Source organism: Rhodococcus sp. IEGM 1306 (assembly GCF_036541985.1).
Taxonomy (GTDB): Bacteria; Actinomycetota; Actinomycetes; order Mycobacteriales; family Mycobacteriaceae; genus Rhodococcus_F; species Rhodococcus_F qingshengii.
The window spans coordinates 185,768-205,928 of the sequence record NZ_JAZHFF010000002.1 but is presented as its reverse complement, the minus strand read 5'-3'; the positions used below and the strand labels follow the sequence as shown (position 1 = coordinate 205,928).

General features: G+C 62.5%; 17 protein-coding genes and 1 tRNA gene. 15 read left to right on the top strand and 3 right to left on the bottom strand.

Annotation, left to right across the window (positions count from 1 at the left end):
• The 15 genes from nuoF to V3587_RS07600 all read left to right on the top strand — a co-directional run bounded on the left by nuoF (position 1) and on the right by V3587_RS07600 (position 17,038).
• Complete coding sequence (nuoF, locus tag V3587_RS07670) at positions 1-1,320, top strand: NADH-quinone oxidoreductase subunit NuoF (RefSeq protein ID WP_283376317.1); 1,320 nt, start codon at positions 1-3, stop codon at positions 1,318-1,320.
• Positions 1,317-3,746, top strand: coding sequence for an NADH-quinone oxidoreductase subunit G (locus tag V3587_RS07665; RefSeq protein WP_283376316.1), 2,430 nt, complete (start codon positions 1,317-1,319; stop codon positions 3,744-3,746). Before nuoF ends, V3587_RS07665 begins: the two co-directional genes overlap by 4 nt.
• Complete coding sequence (gene nuoH, locus V3587_RS07660) at positions 3,743-5,083, top strand: NADH-quinone oxidoreductase subunit NuoH (protein WP_283376315.1); 1,341 nt, start codon at positions 3,743-3,745, stop codon at positions 5,081-5,083. Before V3587_RS07665 ends, nuoH begins: the two co-directional genes overlap by 4 nt.
• A complete protein-coding gene (nuoI, locus tag V3587_RS07655) occupies positions 5,076-5,633 on the top strand; it encodes an NADH-quinone oxidoreductase subunit NuoI (RefSeq protein ID WP_124569768.1) in 558 nt (185 codons plus the stop codon). The genes nuoH and nuoI overlap by 8 nt, the downstream gene beginning before the upstream one ends.
• Positions 5,630-6,427: an NADH-quinone oxidoreductase subunit J gene (locus V3587_RS07650; protein ID WP_200315128.1), complete on the top strand. Its 798-nt coding sequence runs from the start codon at positions 5,630-5,632 to the stop codon at positions 6,425-6,427. Before nuoI ends, V3587_RS07650 begins: the two co-directional genes overlap by 4 nt.
• Positions 6,424-6,723: an NADH-quinone oxidoreductase subunit NuoK gene (nuoK, locus tag V3587_RS07645; protein WP_003942238.1), complete on the top strand. Its 300-nt coding sequence runs from the start codon at positions 6,424-6,426 to the stop codon at positions 6,721-6,723. Before V3587_RS07650 ends, nuoK begins: the two co-directional genes overlap by 4 nt.
• Position 6,724: 1 nt before the next feature.
• Entirely contained in the window at positions 6,725-8,617 is a 1,893-nt protein-coding gene (nuoL, locus tag V3587_RS07640) for an NADH-quinone oxidoreductase subunit L (protein WP_283376314.1), read from the top strand.
• Positions 8,618-8,625: 8 nt separating this feature from the next.
• Complete coding sequence (locus tag V3587_RS07635; RefSeq protein ID WP_283376431.1) at positions 8,626-10,230, top strand: NADH-quinone oxidoreductase subunit M; 1,605 nt, start codon at positions 8,626-8,628, stop codon at positions 10,228-10,230.
• Entirely contained in the window at positions 10,227-11,822 is a 1,596-nt protein-coding gene (gene nuoN / locus V3587_RS07630; protein WP_166809577.1) for an NADH-quinone oxidoreductase subunit NuoN, read from the top strand. Before V3587_RS07635 ends, nuoN begins: the two co-directional genes overlap by 4 nt.
• A gap of 4 nt (positions 11,823-11,826) precedes the next feature.
• Positions 11,827-12,510 (top strand): lysoplasmalogenase, encoded by a 684-nt coding sequence (locus tag V3587_RS07625; RefSeq protein WP_283376313.1) that lies wholly within the window; start codon positions 11,827-11,829, stop codon positions 12,508-12,510.
• 30 nt (positions 12,511-12,540) lie between these two features.
• Entirely contained in the window at positions 12,541-13,125 is a 585-nt protein-coding gene (locus tag V3587_RS07620) for an RNA polymerase sigma factor (RefSeq protein ID WP_124569772.1), read from the top strand.
• Positions 13,122-13,844, top strand: coding sequence for a hypothetical protein (locus V3587_RS07615; RefSeq protein WP_283376312.1), 723 nt, complete (start codon positions 13,122-13,124; stop codon positions 13,842-13,844). Before V3587_RS07620 ends, V3587_RS07615 begins: the two co-directional genes overlap by 4 nt.
• Positions 13,845-13,864: 20 nt before the next feature.
• Positions 13,865-14,491: a class I SAM-dependent methyltransferase gene (locus V3587_RS07610; protein WP_095970601.1), complete on the top strand. Its 627-nt coding sequence runs from the start codon at positions 13,865-13,867 to the stop codon at positions 14,489-14,491.
• Positions 14,492-14,594: 103 nt separating this feature from the next.
• Positions 14,595-14,665: transfer RNA gene (locus V3587_RS07605), tRNA-Cys, on the top strand.
• Between the two features lie 918 nt (positions 14,666-15,583).
• On the top strand, positions 15,584-17,038 hold the full coding sequence (locus V3587_RS07600; protein ID WP_283376311.1) for an MFS transporter: 1,455 nt from the start codon (positions 15,584-15,586) through the stop codon (positions 17,036-17,038).
• Here the strand turns inward: V3587_RS07600 and V3587_RS07595 are convergent.
• From V3587_RS07595 to V3587_RS07585, 3 genes are read right to left on the bottom strand one after another with little or no spacing between them, the layout of a single operon-like run.
• A complete protein-coding gene (locus V3587_RS07595; RefSeq protein WP_095970605.1) occupies positions 16,987-17,832 on the bottom strand; it encodes a siderophore-interacting protein in 846 nt (281 codons plus the stop codon). The two genes, V3587_RS07600 and V3587_RS07595, sit on opposite strands and share 52 nt — an antisense overlap.
• Entirely contained in the window at positions 17,829-19,130 is a 1,302-nt protein-coding gene (gene entS / locus V3587_RS07590; protein ID WP_166809581.1) for an enterobactin transporter EntS, read from the bottom strand. The genes V3587_RS07595 and entS overlap by 4 nt, the downstream gene beginning before the upstream one ends.
• A complete protein-coding gene (locus tag V3587_RS07585; RefSeq protein ID WP_095970745.1) occupies positions 19,127-20,140 on the bottom strand; it encodes a Fe2+-enterobactin ABC transporter substrate-binding protein in 1,014 nt (337 codons plus the stop codon). The genes entS and V3587_RS07585 overlap by 4 nt, the downstream gene beginning before the upstream one ends.
• Between the last annotated feature and the right edge of the window lie 21 nt (positions 20,141-20,161).

Genomic DNA, 20,161 nt, shown 5'->3' with positions numbered 1-20,161 from the left:
ATGACACTCGCCCCCGTCCTGAGTCGCTATTGGGATCAACCGAATTCGTGGACCCTCGACAGCTACCTACGTCACGACGGTTATCAGGCCCTACGCAAAGCGCTCGACGGCTCCCCCGATGCCGTGATCGAGACGGTCAAGGACGCGGGCCTGCGCGGACGTGGCGGCGCGGGCTTCCCGACAGGCCTCAAGTGGAGCTTCATCCCCCAGGTCTCCGAAGACAAGCCAGGAGACGGCAAGCCTCACTACCTCGTCGTCAATGCCGACGAGTCCGAACCGGGCACATGCAAGGACATGCCGTTGATGATGGCGACCCCACACACGTTGGTGGAGGGAGTGATCATCGCGGCGTACGCAATTCGAGCAGCGAAGGCGTTCATCTACGTCAGAGGCGAGGTTGTCCCGGTTCTGCGACGCCTGCAGACCGCCGTCGCCGAGGCTTACGCGGCCGGATATCTGGGCCGCAACCTTCTCGGTTCGGGTTTCGATCTGGATCTCGTCGTCCATGCCGGAGCCGGCGCCTATATCTGCGGGGAAGAGACGGCCCTCCTCGATTCGTTGGAGGGACGACGCGGTCAGCCTCGACTGCGGCCGCCGTTCCCCGCTGTCGCCGGTCTCTATGCCTGCCCGACCGTGGTCAACAACGTCGAGTCCATCGCGAGTGTTCCGTCGATCGTCCTGGGCGGCCCGGAGTGGTTCCGGTCGATGGGATCTGAGAAGTCACCGGGATTCACGCTGTATTCGCTCTCGGGCCATGTCACCACGCCCGGCCAGTACGAGGCTGAACTCGGGATCACCTTGCGCGAGCTGCTCGAATACGCAGGCGGGGTTCGCGCTGGACACACACTCAAATTCTGGACTCCCGGCGGATCGTCGACGCCGATCTTCACCGAGGAACATCTCGACGTACCACTCGACTACGAGGGCGTCGGCGCCGCGGGATCGATGCTGGGCACCAAGGCACTGCAGATATTCGACGACACAACCTGCATCGTGCGCGCAGTGTTGCGATGGACCGAGTTCTACGCCCACGAATCCTGCGGCAAGTGCACGCCGTGCCGCGAAGGTACGTACTGGCTGGTGCAGATCCTGCGGCGACTCGAAGGTGGAACAGGAACCGAAGCCGATCTCACCAAACTTCTCGACATCTCCGACACGATCCTCGGAAAGTCCTTCTGTGCGTTGGGTGACGGAGCGACCAGCCCGATCATGTCTTCCCTGAAGTACTTCCGTGAGGAATACGTAGCGCATTTCGACGGCAACGGATGCCCGTTCGATCCTCGCCGGTCCGTACTCGCGACAGGAGCGTTCGTCTCATGACTGCAGCCGACGCCACCACGAATGCCACCACCGGAGCCGATGCGGCACCGCCGACCGATCTCGTCACTCTCACCGTCGACGGCCGCGAACTCCAGGTACCCAAGGGCACGTTGATCATTCGCGCTGCGGAAATCATCGGCACCCAGATTCCGCGGTTCTGCGATCACCCCCTTCTGGATCCGGTCGGTGCTTGCCGTCAGTGCATCGTGGAAGTCGAAGGTCAACGCAAGCCGGTGGCGTCCTGCACGACACCGGTTGCGGACGGAATGGTGGTCACCACACAGCTCACGTCGCCTGTGGCCGAGAAGGCCCAACGCGGGGTGATGGAACTCCTGCTCATCAACCACCCTCTGGACTGCCCCGTGTGCGACAAGGGCGGCGAGTGTCCGCTCCAGAACCAGGCGATGTCGACCGGTCGCACCGAATCCCGGTTCGGCGAGGAGAAAAGAACCTACCCCAAGCCCATCCCCCTCTCGTCCGAGATCCTCCTCGACCGCGAGCGTTGTGTCCTGTGCGCCAGATGCACGCGATTCTCGAGTCAGATCGCCGGCGACCCGTTCATCGAGCTCCTCGAGCGCGGCGCGCTTCAACAGGTCGGGATCTACGCCAACGAGCCCTTCGAGTCCTACTTCTCGGGCAACACCATCCAGGTTTGCCCGGTCGGTGCGCTCACCAGTACGGCATACCGATTCCGGGCGCGACCGTTCGATCTGGTGTCCAGCCCCAGCGTGTGTGAACACTGTGCCGACGGATGCGCCCAGCGCACCGACCACCGTCGCGGCAAGGTTCTTCGTCGACTCGCCGGGGACGACCCCGACGTCAACGAGGAGTGGAACTGCGACAAGGGCCGTTTCGCTTTCACGTACACGACCCAAGGTGACCGGATCACCACTCCCCTCATCCGCAACGCTGACGGCGAATTGATTCCGGCGTCGTGGCCCATGGCACTCGACCTCGTTGCGCGATCCTTCGCGCAGGCCCGCGGTGACGCAGGCGTACTCGTCGGTGGGCGCTCGACCCGGGAGGACGCCTACGCCTACAGCAAGTTCGCGCGAGTTGCTCTCACTACCAACAACATCGACTTCCGAATCCGTTCTCATTCGGCCGAAGAGAGCGGTTTCCTCTCAGCTCACGTCGCGGGCCGCACGCTCGAAGAGTCGGTGACGTACCAGGATCTCGAATCTGCCCCGACTGCATTGCTGGTAGCTCTCGAGCCCGAGGAGGAGTCACCGATCATCTTTCTGCGGCTACGCAAAGCCGCTCGTTTCGGCAAGACAACCGTGCTCTCCTGCGCGCCATTCGCTACTCGGGGCCTGCAGAAGATGGGCGGCACTTTGCTTCGGACCGTTCCCGGAAGTGAAGCAGCTCTGATGGATTCGTTGGCCCGCCTGGAAAGTGCGGAGGGTCAGCTTCTCCGACGGCCCGGTGCGGTGATCCTGTTGGGCGAACGACTCAGTGAGGTGGCGGGCGGCTTCTCGGCCGCGGTCCGTCTCGCCGAAGCGACGGGAGCTTCTCTTGCTTGGGTCCCACGCCGCGCTGGTGATCGCGGCGCCGTCGAGGCCGGCGCCCTACCGGGACTGCTTCCCGGTGGACGCCTCGTTGCGGACGCGATGGCACGTCGAGAGGTGGAATCGGTGTGGGAGGCGCCCATCCCGACGTCCGACGGTCGCGATACCACGAGCCTCCTGAATTCGGGGCCGACGACTGCTGCGCTACTGATCGGCGGCGTCGAGTTGAGTGACCTACCGAACCCGGCGAAGGCACGCGCCGCGATCGAAGCCACCGGATTCGTAGTGAGCTTGGAAATCCGTCACAGCGAAGTCACCGAACTCGCCGATGTCGTCTTCCCGGTGGCACCGGTCGCCGAGAAGCCCGGAACCTTCCTCGACTGGGAAGGCCGCGAGCGTGTGTTCGACACCGCATTGAGAACCACAGGCGTAATGCCCGATCAGCGCGTTCTCCACGCGATCGCAGCCGAGATGGGTATCGATCTTGGCCTGCCCGACGCAGCTTCCGCGCGCGCGGAGATACACCGCCTCGGAGCATGGTCCGGATCGCGCCCCACCCCACCCCAGGTACCGGCAGCAACCGTGCCGTCACCGGCGCAAGGCGAAGCGGTGTTGTCGAGTTGGCGGATGTTGCTCGACAATGGTCGTTTGCAGGACGGCGAACCCAACCTGGCCGGTACTGCTCGATCCCCCCTCGTGCGTTTGTCGGCCGAGACCGCCGCCGAGATCGAAGCCGATAACGGTGATCAGGTTGCCGTGTCGACTGACTCCGGCACCGTCACTTTGCCGTTGGAGATCACCGAACTACCACCTCGAACTGTCTGGTTGCCGCTCAATTCACCGGGTAGCACCGTCTACGAAACACTCTGCGCCACCGCGGGATCTGTCGTGAAGATCGCGAAGGCGGGAACGCAATGACCGCCCACGAGTACGAGAGCGTCGCCGCTCCGGTCGACCTGTCGGCGTTCGGGCACGACCCATGGTGGTTGGTGATCGGCAAGGCGCTCGCCATCTTCGTGTTCCTCGTACTCACCCCGCTGGTGGCGATTTACGCGGAACGAAAAGTGATGGCGCGCATGCAGATGCGTGTCGGACCGAACCGCGTCGGCCCCCGCGGAATGCTCCAGAGTCTCGCTGACGGAATCAAGCTCGCCCTCAAGGAAGGCATCACGCCGACCGGCGCCGACAAGCCGATTTATCTGCTCGCTCCCGTGATCGCGGTCGTCCCGGCGTTCATGGCGTTTGCCGTCATTCCGTTCGGTCCGCAGGTGTCGATCTTCGGAACCCGGTCACCTCTGCAACTGACCGATCTGCCGGTCGGCGTTCTCTACATCCTGGCCGTGACCTCGATCGGTGTGTACGGCATCGTGCTTGCCGGCTGGTCTTCGGGATCGACGTATCCACTACTGGGCGCACTTCGATCGACCGCGCAGGTCATCTCCTACGAGGTGGCGATGGGGTTGTCCTTTGCCGCCGTCTTCCTCTACGCCGGAACGATGTCCACGTCCGGCATCGTCAGCGCCCAACAGGGTGCCTGGTACATCTTTCTTCTGCTGCCCTCATTCCTGATCTACGTGACAGCGATGGTCGGCGAAACCAATCGAGCCCCTTTCGACCTTCCCGAGGCCGAAGGTGAGCTGGTTGGCGGGTTCCACACCGAGTACTCCTCACTCAAATTCGCGATGTTCATGCTGGCCGAGTACGTGAACATGGTGACGGTGTCCGCTCTGGCCACGACGCTGTTTCTGGGCGGGTGGCACGCACCGTTCCCGTTCAACCTGTGGGACGACGCAAATTCCGGTTGGTGGCCCGTGCTGTGGTTCGTCGCCAAAGTGTGGGGCTTCCTCTTCGTCTTCATCTGGTTGCGCAGCACCCTTCCGCGGTTGCGCTACGACCAGTTCATGAATCTCGGCTGGAAGATTCTGATCCCCGCAGCCTTGGTGTGGGTGATGGTGATCGCGACCGTTCGTGCGTTCCGCAACGAGGGCTACAACACGTGGCTCGTACTCCTCTGCGTCGCACTGGTTCTCGGAGCTGGACTTTTGACGGTGTTGGCCGGGACTTACCGCGGCCGACGCCGAACTGCCTCGTCGGTGCCCGATTCGGAACTCCTGCCTTTCGATGGTCTGTCGGGTGGCTTCCCGGTTCCACCGCTCCCAGGTCAATCACTGCCGGCCCGAAAACTGCCGGGTCAGAACGTGCCACCGCCGCGGCGCACAGATGTTTCCGACACATCGGAGGACTCCCATGCCTGATTTCCTCGGACCTATCGCGGGTTTCGGAGTAACGCTCTCGACCATGTTCAAGAAACCCGAGACCGAGTTCTATCCGGAGGAGAAGCGCCCCACCGCGCCCGGATACCACGGTCGCCATCAACTCAACCGGTATGCGGACGGACTCGAGAAGTGCATCGGTTGCGAGCTGTGTGCCTGGGCCTGCCCCGCCGATGCGATCTATGTCGAGGGCGCGGACAACACCGAAGAAGAACGGTTCTCCCCCGGTGAGCGCTACGGGCAGGTGTATCAGATCAACTACCTGCGGTGCATCGGCTGCGGCCTCTGCGTCGAGGCCTGCCCCACTCGGGCCCTCACGATGACCAACGAATACGAAATGGCCGACGACAACCGAGCTGGGTTGATCTACGAGAAAGACCAACTGCTCGCGCCCCTGAAACCCGACATGGCAGCGCCACCACACGCGCTGCGTCCCGGCACAACTCAGGACGACTACTACCGCGGCGACATCGCAGCAGCACCCGAACGAGCGGCACCCGAGCAAGAGCCGAACCCGGAGGCCGAGAAATGATCGGGGCGGTCACGACCACGGTCCTGGCGGAGGGAACGATGACATCGACCTCCACCGGCGAGGCGGTGCAATTCTGGATCCTCGGAACCCTTGCGGTGATCAGCGCTTTGGGTGTCGTCGCCGCTCCCAAGGCCGTCTACTCTGCGCTCTTCCTTGCGATGACGATGATCATCCTGGCCGTGTTCTACATCGTGCAGGGCGCACTGTTCCTGGGTGTCGTCCAGATCGTCGTCTACACCGGCGCGGTGATGATGTTGTTCTTGTTCGTCCTGATGCTCGTGGGCGTCGATTCTTCGGACTCCTTGGTCGAAACACTACGGGGACAACGAGTCAGCGCGATCGTGATCGGCGTCGGCTTCGGGTTGCTGCTCATCGGCGGACTCGGAAATGCGTCGATCTCGGGCTTCACCGGTTTCACCGGACTCGACCAGGGCAACATCGACGCTCTCGCCGATCTCATCTTCATCCGCTACGTCTGGGCCTTCGAACTGACCGGAGCTCTACTGATCACGGCGACACTGGGCGCCATGATGCTTGCGCACCGGGAGAAGATCGGAGCCACGCTCAGCCAACGCGAACTCTCGCAGCAACGGTTCACGTACCTGGGCAGTGATGAGAGCAATCCCGAAAAGGGCTCCGCCACTCCACTCCCGAGTCCCGGTGTGTACGCACGTCACAACGCGGTGGACATGCCGGCCTTGTTGCCGGACGGATCGTTCTCGACCCTCTCTGTCAGCAGCGCGCTCACTCCGCGATCCCCGGATCCGAGTGCCGGTGAGGAGTCTCAGCGATGAATCCCGAGAACTACCTGTATCTGTCCGTCCTGTTGTTCACCATCGGGGCCGCGGGAGTCCTCTTGCGCCGCAACGCCATCGTGGTGTTCATGTGTATCGAATTGATGCTCAACGCCGCCAACCTGGCGTTCGTGACCTTCGCGCGCATGCACGGCAATCTGGACGGCCAGATCTTCGCCTTCTTCACGATGGTGGTCGCTGCGGCCGAAGTGGTCGTCGGTCTGGCAATCATCATGATCATCTTCCGATCTCGGCGTTCTGTATCCGTCGACGACGCAGACCTGCTGAAGTACTGACATGTCAGGAGGAATCACGTCCGCCATCTGGTTGCTCCCCGCTCTGCCGCTGTGCGGCGCCGCTGTCCTTTTGCTGGCCGGTCGTCGCACGAACGCGTGGGGTCACCTACTCGCCTGCGTCATGGCTCTCGCGTCGTTTGTCGTCGCAGTGGTGTTTTTCATCGCCATGCTCGGCCGCGACACCGCCGACCGCACCGTCACCGAGCACCTGTTCAATTGGGTCCCGGTCGACAGTCTTCAGGTCGAGTTCGGACTGCAGCTGGACCAACTGTCGATGTGTTTCGTTCTGCTCATCACCGGTGTAGGTTCACTGATCCACATCTACTCGGTCGGCTACATGGCGCACGACCCCGAGCGTCGTAATTTCTTCGCGTACCTCAATCTTTTCCTCGCTGCGATGCTGCTCCTCGTGCTCGCCGACAACTTCCTCGGACTCTACGTCGGCTGGGAAGGCGTCGGTTTGGCGTCATACCTGCTCATCGGATTCTGGCAGCACAAGCCGTCGGCGGCGACGGCGGCCAAAAAGGCTTTTGTCGTCAATCGGGTGGGCGACATCGGATTGATGATCGCAATGATGTTGATGTTCAGCACCTTCGGCTCGCTCGAGTTCAGCAACGTCTTCGCCGACGCGTCCGGCGCAAGCGAAGGTGTCCTGACGGCGATCGGTCTCATGCTCCTCCTCGCTGCGTGCGCGAAGTCCGCCCAGGTGCCGCTGCAGTCGTGGCTCGGCGACGCAATGGAGGGCCCCACCCCCGTATCGGCCCTTATTCATGCTGCCACGATGGTCACTGCCGGTGTGTACCTGATCGTGCGCTCCAATCCGATCTTCGATCTCGCACCCGACGCTCAGCTCGTGGTTGTCATCGTCGGTGCGGTGACGCTCTTGTTCGGTGCAGTCATCGGCTGCGCGAAGGACGACATCAAGAAGGCCCTCGCCGCATCGACCATGAGTCAGATCGGTTACATGGTCCTGGCCGCGGGACTCGGACCAGCCGGATACGCCTTCGCAATCCTTCATCTGATCACCCACGGATTCTTCAAGGCGGGCCTGTTCCTCGGCGCAGGCTCCGTGATGCACGCGATGAACGACGAAACCGACATGCGGCGCTACGGCGGGCTCCGAGCGTTCATGCCACTGACTTTTGTCACGTTCGGGCTCGGTTACCTTGCCATCATCGGTGTTCCGCCGTTTGCCGGGTTCTTCTCCAAGGACAAGATCATCGAGGTTGCAATCGGCGAGGGCGGTGTCAAGGGTGTGGTGCTGGGCATCGTCACGCTCTTGGGTGCGGCGCTCACTGCCTTCTACATGACCCGCGTGATGCTGATGACCTTCTTCGGAAAGGCCCGCTGGGAGAACCAGAAACCTCACGAATCTCCGGCGGTGATGACGTCACCGATGATCATCTTGGCGGTGGGGTCCGTCGGCGCCGGCCTGCTCCTGACCATCGGGTCCAGCTTGCAGAACTGGCTCGAACCGGTTGTCGGCTCCCATCACGTCGAACCGCCGATACCCGCATGGTCCATCACCGCGCTGGCGCTGCTCGCAGTTGCCGCCGGCATCGCGATTGCTTATCGCGAGTACGCCACCCGGGAGATTCCACTGGTGGCACCGACTCCGGTTTCACCGTTGACCGTTGCAGCTCGCCACGATCTGTACGGTGACGCCTTCAACGAGACGGTGTTCATGAAGCCGGGACAACAACTCACCAAGTCTTTGGAAGTGGTCGACACCAAGGGAATCGGCGGCGTCGTAGGCAGCTTTGCGGTGGTCGTCACCGGGTTGTCCGCGCTCACGCGGAGATTGCAGACCGGGTTCGTTCGTTCGTACGCGCTGGTGATGTTTGTCGGAGCAACACTCGTGGTCGCGATAATGATGGCGGTGACACTGTGGTGATCGAAACTGTGGTGATCGAAGCAGCGGTGAGCGACTCTGTGACCAATGCCGGCTTCCCCGCCTTGACGGTGCTCTGGCTGCTTCCGCTCATCGGAGCTGGTGTTGTCCTCGCTCTGCCGGCACGGTCGTACCAATTTGCGAAGTCTCTCGCGTTCTCTGTCTCCGTGGTGGTTCTGGTGGTCGCCGCCGGGCTCGGAGTTGCGTTCGACCGCGGCGGCGAGCAGTTTCAGTTCGTCGAAAGTCACAGCTGGATACCGGCATTCGGTACGACCTACACACTCGGACTCGACGGCATCGCCCTCGTTCTGGTTCTCCTGACCGCCGTGCTGGTCCCACTGCTTCTGATCGCCGGCTGGAACGACGTCCCTGCAGACCCGGCATCACCCAAACGGATGCCGCACACCTATTTCGCTCTGATCCTTGTTGTCGAGTCCATGGTGATGATTTCGTTCAGCGCCTTGGACATTCTCCTGTTCTACATCTTTTTCGAGGCGATGCTGATACCGATGTATTTCCTCATCGGCGGGTTCGGTGGAGTGGGTAGATCTCGCGCTGCGGTGAAGTTTCTGCTCTACAACCTCCTCGGCGGCCTGGTCATGCTCGCTGCGGTCATCGGCCTGTACGTGGTCACCACCCGCGACGAGAGTCCCTTCACCAGCGGCACTTTCGATTTCCGGGCGATCGCCTCAGCGGCAAACAGCGGTGAACTCGGTGTGGGACCCGGGGTGCTCAACGCACTGTTCCTCGGATTCATGTTCGCGTTCGCGGTGAAAGCACCGCTCTGGCCGCTACACAGTTGGTTGCCGGACTCCGCGGTGGAATCGACTCCGTCGACAGCGGTGTTGATGATGGCGGTCGTGGACAAGGTGGGCACGTTCGCGATGATTCGCTACTGCCTGCAACTGTTCCCGGAGTCGTCGTCGACTTTTGCACCGTGGATCATCACGCTAGCTGTGATCGGTATCGTCTACGGCGCGATACTGGCTATCGCGCAGACAGACGTCATGCGCCTGATCGCCTACACGTCGATTTCACACTTCGGCTTCATCATTCTCGGTATCTTCGCGATGACCAGCCAGAGCCAGGCCGGTTCCGCGCTGTACATGGTCAACCACGGTGTCTCGACGGCGGCACTGTTCTTGATCGCGGGATTCCTGGTCTCACAGCGGGGTACGCGATCGATCGCAGCCTACGGCGGCGTTCAGAAAGTCGCACCCGTCCTGGCCGGGACCTTCCTCGTTGCGGGCCTGGCAACGCTGTCGCTGCCGGGTCTGGCTCCGTTCATCAGTGAATTCCTGGTGCTCGTCGGAACGTACTCGCGCTATCACGTCGCTGCCGTCGCGGCGACTGCTGCGCTCGTGCTGTCCGCGATCTACATACTCTGGCTCTATCAGCGAATGATGGGCGGACCGGTGAAGGAAGGGCAGGGAACGATCCGCGACCTCGCGCGACGTGAACTCGTGGTGGTCGCCCCTCTGATCGCTCTCCTGCTGCTTCTCGGCATCTACCCCAAGCCTGCCTTGGACGTCATCACTCCTGCAGTGAGCCACACGGTCGTCGACGGGGCGCCGACACCGCTTGTCGCCGACCACGAAGGAGGTGCCCACAAATGAGTTCCTTCACCGACGTGACCGTTCTCGGTTCAGCCGGTACGGCGTCACCCAGTATCGAATACAGCCTGCTCTCGCCGATGTTGATCGTGTTCGGTGTGGCGGTGCTCGGGGTACTCATCGAAGCGTTCGCGCCCAGGCGTATTCGATACCCCGTGCAACTCGTCCTCGGTGTCGCAGGTTTGGCGGCCGCATTCGTGGCAGTGCTTCTGCTGGCCGGTACGCGGTCGACGGCGATGATGGGTTCGGTAGCGGTCGACGGTCCGACGCTCTTCCTGCAGGCGACCATCCTTCTCGTGTCGATCCCCGCAGTACTGCTGATCGCCGAACGTGGATCGGGCAACACCGCCGAGGTGATCGCGCAACACGACGCGCTCGGCAGTTTCACTCCTCAAGCGTCGAGCGTCCCGGGAAGCGTTGCGGAACAAGAAGCAGTCAAGGTCGGTATCGCCCAGACCGAAGTCTTTCCGCTCACCCTCTTCGCGGTCGGCGGCATGCTCCTTTTTCCCGCGTCGAACGATCTGCTGACGATGTTCGTCGCGCTCGAGGTGTTCTCACTGCCTCTCTACCTCCTTTGCGGGCTGGCACGTCGACGTCGCCTACTCTCCCAGGAAGCTGCGCTCAAGTACTTTCTGCTCGGGGCATTTTCGTCGGCGTTCTTCGTTTTCGGAATCGCGTTGCTGTACGGCTATGCCGGGACGGTCACTCTCTCCGGTATCGCCGACGCAGCACGCATCGGGTCGGGGACCGATGCCTTCCTGTGGCTCGGGACAGCACTCGTGGCGGTGGGGTTGCTGTTCAAAGTGGGTGCCGTGCCGTTCCATTCGTGGATTCCCGACGTCTATCAAGGGGCGCCGACGCCGATCACCAGTTTCATGGCGACGGCGACCAAGATCGCCGCATTCGGCGCCATCCTTCGTGTCTTCTACGTGGCCCTGCCCAACGAATACGTGAACTGGCGTCCGCTGATGTGGGCGGTCGCGATTCTCACGATGGTTGTCGGATCGATCGTCGCCGTGACGCAGACCGATATGAAGCGGATGCTGGCGTATTCGGCCATCGCACACACCGGATTCATTCTGACCGCAGTGGTTGCGGATTCGGACGCCGGCCTCGCGTCGGCGATGTTCTATCTTCTGGCTTACGGATTCAGCACAGTGGGCGCGTTCGCCGTCGTGAGTCTGGTTCGGGACGCAGACGGTGAGGTCGCGACGCTGACGCGCTGGGCCGGATTGGGCCGGCGCTCACCACTGGTCGGGGTCGTGTTTGCGCTGTTCCTGTTGGCTTTCGCCGGGATTCCGTTGACCAGTGGGTTCATCGGAAAGTTCGCGGTGTTCAGCGCGGCTGCCGAGGGTGGCGCCGCACCTCTGGTGATCGTCGGCGTCCTGTGCAGCGCAATCGCCGCGTACTTCTACGTGCGAGTGATCGTGTTGATGTTCTTCACCGAATCGGCCGCGGACGCTCCGACCGTCGTGGTGCCGAGTGCGCTGACCAGCAGTGTGATCGGCCTCGGCGCCGGTGTCACGCTCATCCTCGGCATACTCCCCCAGCCGGCGCTCGACCTCGCCGAGCGTGCAGCGGACTTCGTACACTGAGGCGATGCGTGAATCCGATCGTTCTGCCGGACTGACCAGCATCATCCGGTCGCCCTGGTTCGTAGGGTTTTCCGCGGTAGCGATTATTCATCTGATCCTGAATGCCGCTGATGCTGAGCCCTGGGACGGGATCACCAAGGTCATGCTCGCGCCGATTCTGGCTGCCTGGGTTGTCGGTCATCGTGGACCGAGAATTGTTGCTGCTGCCTTGATTGCCTGCGCTTTCGGAGACCTGTTCCTGATCTGGGACTCCACATTCGTCATCGGGATGGCAGCCTTCGCGATCGGTCACCTCTGTTTCATCCGATTCTTTCTCTCGCACGGCGCTTTTCGGGAGATGCGAAGGCGGCCATGGTTTCTGTGCTTCTACACCGTCGCCGGGATCGTTCTTGTGTCGTATGCCTGGACCGGGCTCGAACCGGCACTTCGGATTGCCGTCCCCGTGTACGCCGCAATCCTGGTGGGAACCGCATCTACCGCACTGGCGTACAACACGATCACCGGTATCGGCGGCGCACTGTTCCTCGCCTCTGACGCCCTCATCCTGCTCGGTCAGGCGAACAAATGGCAGCCTGCCGCTGCCGACATCTGGATCATGACGCTGTACATCCTGGCGTCGTTGCTTCTGACAGTCGGAATCCTCGGACGGAGTAGCACGGCAAACCGTCTACTGACGCCCACGCTGTAAGGATCAACGACCAGCCGGACATCTCTTCACATGACACCGAAAACCGAGGACAGGCCGCCACCGAGCGACGAAGAGCGTTTCACCGCCCTGTGGGACGACTACGCCGGTCGGGTGTTCGCGTATACCTGCCGCCACGTCGATCATCACAGCGCACAGGAAGTTGTCTCCGAGACGTTCCTCGTTGCCTGGCGACGCTTGGACGAAGTGCCCGAGCAAGCTCTGCCCTGGCTGTTGGTGGTAGCTCGAAACACCGTGAACAACAGCCGTCGAAGCGTTCGACGCAATGATGCGCTCACCGAGAAGATGCGACGAATCGAGCAGATTGCGGCATCGACGCCGGGCGCCGACGTCACTGTCACCGACCGCACGGAACTTCTCGAAGCACTGGCAACACTCACCGTCATCGAGCGTGAAGCTCTACTCCTGACTGCCTGGGACGGATTGACCGCCACCGAGGCAGCGCGGGTCGCCGGGTGTTCGGTACCAGCCATGCATGTTCGTCTCTTTCGCGCTCGGCGTCGATTGAGCAGCGGTTTGACACCAGAATCCGTCACCGCGATCCCGATCAACGTCACTCGACCTTGCGCTGCCGCCGAACACGGGAGTACCCCATGAGCAAAGATCTTCTGACCACGCTCGAGATGCTGCGGCCGACCGATGCGGTTACCTCAGAATTCTGGCCCGAGAAGGTCCAGGATGCCGCACGCGCCCGAATCATGGCTACCGAAAACAACATTGGAGCAACCGAAACTCCACGCCGCCGAGCCGGTGCCCTCGTTCTCGTCGCGGCGATCTGCGCAGCAGTGGTGGTGGGCTGCGCCGCTGCCACGGCGATGATGCCGAAACCGTTTACCGACATGTACTCCGGTTGGCAGACGATGCCGGGAACCAACGGCGGAATAGATCCGTCCACCGCCGAGCGGGCCGGGTCCATTCCCGGACCTGACGGATCCCTGTTCAGCGTCTTCGTTGCCCACGGCGAGGACGGATGGAGGTGCGTCGCCCCGGTTTTCGAGGCGTCAGCCGACGTCGACAAGATTGGACCGTCGAAATTCATCAGCCTCGGACACGGCTGCAGATCGAACGACGACTTGTACGGCGCAGATTCATTCGGCGGCGGTTCAGGCATGATGGTTGCCGGTCCGCACGAAGCGACCTACGACGCAGGCGCGGGGGGCGCCGTTCGGGCCGAACTTCACACCGCTGATGGCAGTATCTATCCCACAATTCTTGCCGAAGACCGCTTCTACGGGTGGATTCCATTGTCGCTCACATTCCCGCGTCCAACCCTCGTCGGATACGCCGCAGACGGGACGGTAGTCGGCACCCGGTGAGCTGTCGGTACCCTCGAAGAATGACTGCACAGGCCCCGAACGAGCGCGTCCCCAGCCAGTGGGAAGAGATCACTGCAGCCGACTCGACGCATTCCACACGGTATGTGGAGCGATTCCGTTCGATGAGAGCGGACGGCAAGGACATTGTCGGGGAAGCACGTTTGATCGACGCGATGCTCGGACGCAGTGGCCGGGTTCTCGATGCCGGGTGCGGGCCGGGCCGACTCGGCGGTTATCTGCACGACGTCGGTCATGTGGTTGTCGGAGTAGACGTCGACCCGGTTCTCATTGCTGCCGCGGAGGAGGACCACCCGGGCCCGACGTGGCTTGTCGGCGACCTCGCCGAGCTCGATCTACCCGCCCGCGGGGTCGAGGCGGATTTCGACGTCATCGTGTCGGCAGGCAATGTGATGGCATTTCTCGCCCCGTCCACCAGGCAGGCAGTGTTGGCAGGATTTGCTCGTCATCTCGCTCCGAGCGGCCGAGTGGTCATCGGATTCGGGGCCGGACGTGGCTACGAGTTCCCCGAGTTTCTCGCCGACGCGACCACGAGTGGCCTCGAGGTTGATCTGCTGCTCTCCACGTGGGATCTTCGCCCGTTCAAGGACAATTCCGAATTCCTGGTCGCGGTGTTCTCGCGCTCCTAGCCCGGCAGTTCACTGCTATACCAAGGGCCCGGCACACAGCGATCAACTCACTCTGATCACAATCATGGCGATTGTTGTTCACTACGAACATAATTGGATCAATGCGGGTGTGGCCGAGCGGCAAGGCAGCGGTCTGCAAAACCGTCCACGCAGGTTCGACTCCTGCCATCCGCTCCCCTTGAGCTTTCGCATTTCGTGGCGGAAAACCGCGGTACCGCCGCGAGATAGTTTCCGCTCGAGCCGAACCATTGTCCTCGAAACATCGCACCACCAAGATGTTTGGCATGCCACCGGAGCACCTCGGTTCCGTACGTGTCGCCGAACGTCCCGGCCGATGCGGGAACTGCACGCACCCCGCCCCTTCGCTGAAGCGAGGCTGGATCGAGCGCTGCCTCAGGTTTGCACCACAGCCCGCTCGCTGCGCAGAAATACTGGTCATGGACCACTACACCGGAGCGATGGAATTCTGCCGGTGCCGACATCCGTTCCACGGGTCCTGATCGCGGACAGATCGCCGAGATCCGCTGCCGAGCCGAGTCCCTCGGCGCCCCGGCTCGACAGCGGAATAACACTTGAATCAGCTCAGCGAGCTCAGCAGCGGCTCGAGAAGCTTGTAGAGCTCGAAGATTCCGATGATCGTTGAAATAGAACCCATGATGATCCTCCGTGATTCGTGAACTTTCCGTGACGTCGCGTCACAGGCAGAAAGCTAACAAACCCGGCATTCAAACGGGGACCTTGAATGTGTCCGGCAGATGAACTCCCTGCTCGCAGAATCCTTTTGGTGATCAGCGTCATGTTCGACGAGAAATAGGCCCAACCGTCACATCACCTGACATTGACCGACGGCTGCAGCGAAAGTCTGCCCGTTGCGGTCTGGCGATACTTGGCACCATTTCCGCCCCCTCCAACTCTTGCTTTGTCTGACGAATCCGATTACATTCCTCCACAATAACGGTACGCGTAACGAAATATCAAGACTCGCTACTGCGCCAACCGATATACGCAGTGCCACAACCCTTCCAGACTCCTGGCGGGGTGACGCATCGTCGCGTCGAGAAGCTCCTCACTCCCCGATCGAAAGAGAGCACGATGACCACTGAGAGCATCTCCGGACATCAGCAGCGACCGGTTGCAACAATTGCCAGCCTGACACTTCTGATCGCTGCAGTCGCCGCTCTCGAAAGCATCATCGTCCCCGCACTCCCCCTGATACAGCGAGACTTCGGAGTGACGGCCGACGTCGGAGCGCTCGCCTCCGTCGCTCTGACATTGAGCACCGTTCTCGTCACGCCGATGGCCGGGCGAATAGCCGACGTGTACGGCGCCCGTCCCACATTGCTCGCGATCACGACCATCGTCGTGCTCGGCGGCAGCGTGTCCGCTCTCGCAACGATCTTCCCGCTGTTCGTCCTCGGTCAGTTTCTCCAGGGATTCGGGCTTGGGTTGTTGCCCGTGAGCTTCGTGGTCCTACGACGCACTTTGTCCTCGGAACAACTGAAGACGGCCACCGGATTGCTCGGTGCCGTCGTCGTGGCGGGCGGCGCTCTGGGAGTCGTGCTGGCCGGGCCCGTCGCCGAAAACGTCTCCCGCACCGCGATGTATGCAGTTCCGACCGCTTTCGTCATACTCGGCGCAATTGCTTTTGCTGTGAGCACACCACGAGATCGCATGTCGAAGGTCGGCGGCCGGCTCGATTGGCCGGGAGCGGGTGGATTGGCCCTGGGATTGTTGACGCTGACCGCGTGGCTTGCGAGCGCGTCGAGCAACGGTTGGGGCGCACCGACGTCGATGCTGCTGGTTCTCGCTGCCGCTACGGTGTTCACGATCTGGGCCAGGTATCAGGGCCGAACCAACGAACCGATGGTGGACCTGACGATGATGCGGCATCGTTCGATGTGGAGCGCAGTGGTCGTCGGCGTGGTTTTCGGGTTCACCTACGGCGCAGTTGTCTATCTACTTCCGCAGCAACTCGCCGCGCCCGAGGAGAGCGGATTCGGCCGCGGTGCATCGACAAGTGCTATCGGAGTCCTGCTGTGCATCGGCTACGGCGCAGCGGTGATCGCGTCGGTGATCTCCGGAAAGCTCGCACAACGGGTCGGCACGAAAGTCATTGCGGTAGCGGGAGTTGCCCTCCTCGGCCTGAGCGGCGCCGTCGGAGTCTTTGCAACCACGATGTGGCAGATCGTTGTGGTGCTGATCCTGGCGGGTACCGGCGTTGCGGCCGCGTCGACGGCAGTGTTCGTCATCTCCGCCGACAGCGCACCGGCAGACCGCGTAGGTGTCACGACGGCAATAGTCACCATCGCCAGATCGCTGGGTTCTGCCGTCGGCACCCAAATTGCCGCCGGGATCATCGCGAGCGCGACTTCATCCGGCGGCCTTCCCCGACACTCGGCATTCGCCACGGCCTTCGGGGTAGCGGCAATCGTTGCGATTGTCGGACTCGTTGTCGCGGTGACGATGCCGAGGGCCGGGGGCGGGGCAACCGATGTTCAGTGGTCGTCGTCGTCCTCGTCGAAGTCCGCGACTCCACGCTTCCAGTAGCCGGTGATCAGGTGGTCGCCCGAACTCAATCCAAGTTCGTCGCGCACGAATCTGCGAATCGGCTTGAGGCTGGTGGCCTCACCGGAGATCCAGGCGTAGACGCGCTCGCCCTCGGGCACCGTGACCGTTCGGACGGCCTGCTCGAGTAGATCGGAGTGACCGGCCGGCACGTCGCCGCGGTACAGCCATCGCACCTCGACGCCTTCCGGAACGGTGAGTTCGATTTCCTGTGAAGGATCGGTGATCTCGACGAACACCCACCCGGCAGCAGCAGCGGGCATCATCTCGAGCCAACGAGCAATGGCAGGAAGGGCGGTGATGTCACCGGCAAGCAGATAGCGGTCGTACGTCCACGGAACCACGACGCCACCGGGCGGACCTGCCACGTGCACCCGAGTGCCGATGGTGGCCGCCTGAGCCCAATCAGAGGCGTACCCACCGTCGTGGAGTGCGAAGTCGAGGTCCAACTCCCCCGCCTCGGCGTCGTATCGACGGACGGTGTACTCACGCGAAATCGGCAGAGGGCGAGGCCACTTCAGGCTGAATCCGTCTCGTTCGGGCAGCCTCAGAGACCCGTCGGCATCCGGGTAGACGAGGCGGACATGCTCGTCGGGAGCGTGCGATTCGAAGCCCGCCAACTCAGGTCCTCCCAAAGTCAGACGCAGCAGTCCGGATCCGACCATTTCGCTGCGAACGACTTCGAGTTCGCGAATGCCGATGGGGTACGGCACTTTTGCGCCGGTGGTTCCCGCCAGAACTTCGGCGATGGTCGCGAGGTGGTCTCCTCGGTTCATGAACTACCTTCCTTTTCCGGCGGAGCATTCCCCACCGGCACGGTGATGTCGGAGTGATCGACTTCGGCTGTCTCCGAAGTTACCCGGCGCACCGAACCCAACGTTGCCAGGAGCACCAGGCCCAATGTCAGACCGGCGAGACCCAAGGCCAGCAGCGCAGCACCAGGCTCGAGCCATTGCCCGAGGAACCCGGCTGCCATCGACCCGATCGCCGTACCCGTGACGGCCTGCACCATCCACAGGCTGGAGACGCGGCCGCGGAGTTCGTCCGGCGTGTTCTGTTGCAGGACGGCAAATCTCAGAATGTCGTTGAGGGCGCGTCCGAGGCCGAATCCGGCGAGACCGAGGAAAGCGACGAGTGCTGCTCCCGACGCACCCAGTACCACCAGGCCGAGAGGCATCAGCGCAACAGAGATCAACATCGCGGCGCCGTTGCGGTGGACTCGTCCTGTCCAACCGCTGGTGAGCGAACCGATCACGGCGCCGACGGCCGGTGCGCCGTAGAGCAGACCGAGCATGGTGGGTCCACCGCCGAGAACCTGGTCGACGAATGCCGGCAGCAACACCATCGGGCCGCTGACGAACATGACCAGCAGTCCGCTGATCAAAATGCCGCGAATGACTGTGTGCGTGCCGGCGAATTTCACGCCGGTCACCAGCGCGCGCATCGGGCTTTCGTGATTCGTTCCCGGTGCAGGCGAAGGTCCGATGGCTTGGAACAACGTGACCGTTGCTGCGGTGGCCACCGCAGCGACAAAGTATGTCGCGGGGATGCCACCGGAGGCGATGATCACGCCGGCGATTGCCGGCGAGATCATCGTCCCGATGTCGGTGGTCAGAGCTACCAATGCGCCGGCCGCTGCCATCTTGTTGCGCGGCAACAGTGTCGGCATCAAAGCCATCAGGGCCGAGCTGCTGACACCGCCGGCCAAGCCGTCGACAGCTGCCGCGACGTAGATGACCCACATCGACGGGTGTGGCAAGAGCGCATTGCAGCCGAGAATGACGAAGCCGAGGCCCGCAGCACTGCGGGCCAACTGGATGGTGCGTCGCCGGTCGTAGCGATCAGCGAGCACGCCACCGAACAGGCTGCCGAAGAACATGGCGATGGCCATCGCCGTGGACACTCCGGCAACCTGCAAGGTCGACCCGGTGAGCTGGTATGTCTGCGCGGGAACGGCTACGACGAGCAGTCCGATCCCGAGCAGCGAGATCAATCGCGCCGAGAAGGCATACCGGAATGGACGGCTGGTCCGCAGCGGTGAAACATCGATCACCAGCCCACCGAATCGAGTCATGCGAAGGTCTGGCCGATCAGGTCGAGCGTAGCCATTGCGCCGTCGTAGTCAGGACGGTAGCTGCTGGCGGGGAGCTCGAACGTCGTGCCGGCCTTGAACGACGGCAACTGCGAGTAGAGCGGATCGGTGGCAAGCTCGGCCATCGGTCGACCGGACACCGGAAGGACAAAGGCGACAGGCGCATCGGCGACCTGCGAGAGCAGTTCCGGGCTGACCTCGAACGAGTCACCCGAGCCGAAGAGCTGCGGGTTGCCGGCCTTGGCCATGACGTCGTCGGCCTTGAAACCGAGCTCGGCGAGCATTGCGGGGAGCGCTGCCGTCGGCGGCACGAGGTACGGCTTGTTGCTCGAGACCGAGAGGAAGTAGACGACGTTGCCCTCGGGAACCTTGATCTTGCCCTTGACCTCTTTGACCTTGTCCTCGTATGCGCTCAACAGTGCCGGAACCTGGTCGGAACGGCCCGCGGCGTCGGCGACGATTTCAAGCTGCTTGTCCCAGTTGGCAACCGTCTTGGGGACCAACACGGTGGGTGCGATAGCGGTCAGCTGGTCGTAGAGTTCCTCGGCCTGAACCGAGGTGATGCCCTGGCCACCGCCGATGATCAGGTCGGGTTCAGCCGCCGCGACGGCTTCGATGTTGAGCTGCTCGCCGGCCGGCAATTCCTTGGTGCCCTGCGCCTTTGCGGCGTCCGACCATGCCGGCGGGAATCCACCGTCGAGGTTCGTGACACCGAGGACGCGGGTATCGGTGGCAACCACCGGTGCGTCCAGGGCGTACAGGTATCCGGCGAGACCGCCACTCAGAACCACGATGCGCTCCGCCGACGCGGGCACGGTGACCGAGCCCTTTTCGGTCTCGATCACGCGCGTCGTGGGCTCTGCAGCCTTGGTCGGTTCGTCGTTCGAATCGCTGCTGCAACCGATCATCGCCACGAGTGCGACGATCAGCAACCCTGCGATGGCGACGAAACGTCGCCAACTCCGTATCGCGAGGGGCGGTGTGGACTTCATCATTGAGCTCCCATTGTGTTT

Coding starts and splice junctions, on each gene's coding strand:
- nuoF (WP_283376317.1), top strand. CDS start 1: ATGACACTCGCCCCCGTCCTGAGTCGCTATTGGGATCAACCGAATTCG.
- V3587_RS07665 (WP_283376316.1), top strand. CDS start 1,317: ATGACTGCAGCCGACGCCACCACGAATGCCACCACCGGAGCCGATGCG.
- nuoH (WP_283376315.1), top strand. CDS start 3,743: ATGACCGCCCACGAGTACGAGAGCGTCGCCGCTCCGGTCGACCTGTCG.
- nuoI (WP_124569768.1), top strand. CDS start 5,076: ATGCCTGATTTCCTCGGACCTATCGCGGGTTTCGGAGTAACGCTCTCG.
- V3587_RS07650 (WP_200315128.1), top strand. CDS start 5,630: ATGATCGGGGCGGTCACGACCACGGTCCTGGCGGAGGGAACGATGACA.
- nuoK (WP_003942238.1), top strand. CDS start 6,424: ATGAATCCCGAGAACTACCTGTATCTGTCCGTCCTGTTGTTCACCATC.
- nuoL (WP_283376314.1), top strand. CDS start 6,725: ATGTCAGGAGGAATCACGTCCGCCATCTGGTTGCTCCCCGCTCTGCCG.
- nuoN (WP_166809577.1), top strand. CDS start 10,227: ATGAGTTCCTTCACCGACGTGACCGTTCTCGGTTCAGCCGGTACGGCG.
- V3587_RS07625 (WP_283376313.1), top strand. CDS start 11,827: ATGCGTGAATCCGATCGTTCTGCCGGACTGACCAGCATCATCCGGTCG.
- V3587_RS07620 (WP_124569772.1), top strand. CDS start 12,541: ATGACACCGAAAACCGAGGACAGGCCGCCACCGAGCGACGAAGAGCGT.
- V3587_RS07615 (WP_283376312.1), top strand. CDS start 13,122: ATGAGCAAAGATCTTCTGACCACGCTCGAGATGCTGCGGCCGACCGAT.
- V3587_RS07610 (WP_095970601.1), top strand. CDS start 13,865: ATGACTGCACAGGCCCCGAACGAGCGCGTCCCCAGCCAGTGGGAAGAG.
- V3587_RS07600 (WP_283376311.1), top strand. CDS start 15,584: ATGACCACTGAGAGCATCTCCGGACATCAGCAGCGACCGGTTGCAACA.
- V3587_RS07595 (WP_095970605.1), bottom strand. CDS start 17,832: ATGAACCGAGGAGACCACCTCGCGACCATCGCCGAAGTTCTGGCGGGA.
- entS (WP_166809581.1), bottom strand. CDS start 19,130: ATGACTCGATTCGGTGGGCTGGTGATCGATGTTTCACCGCTGCGGACC.
- V3587_RS07585 (WP_095970745.1), bottom strand. CDS start 20,140: ATGAAGTCCACACCGCCCCTCGCGATACGGAGTTGGCGACGTTTCGTC.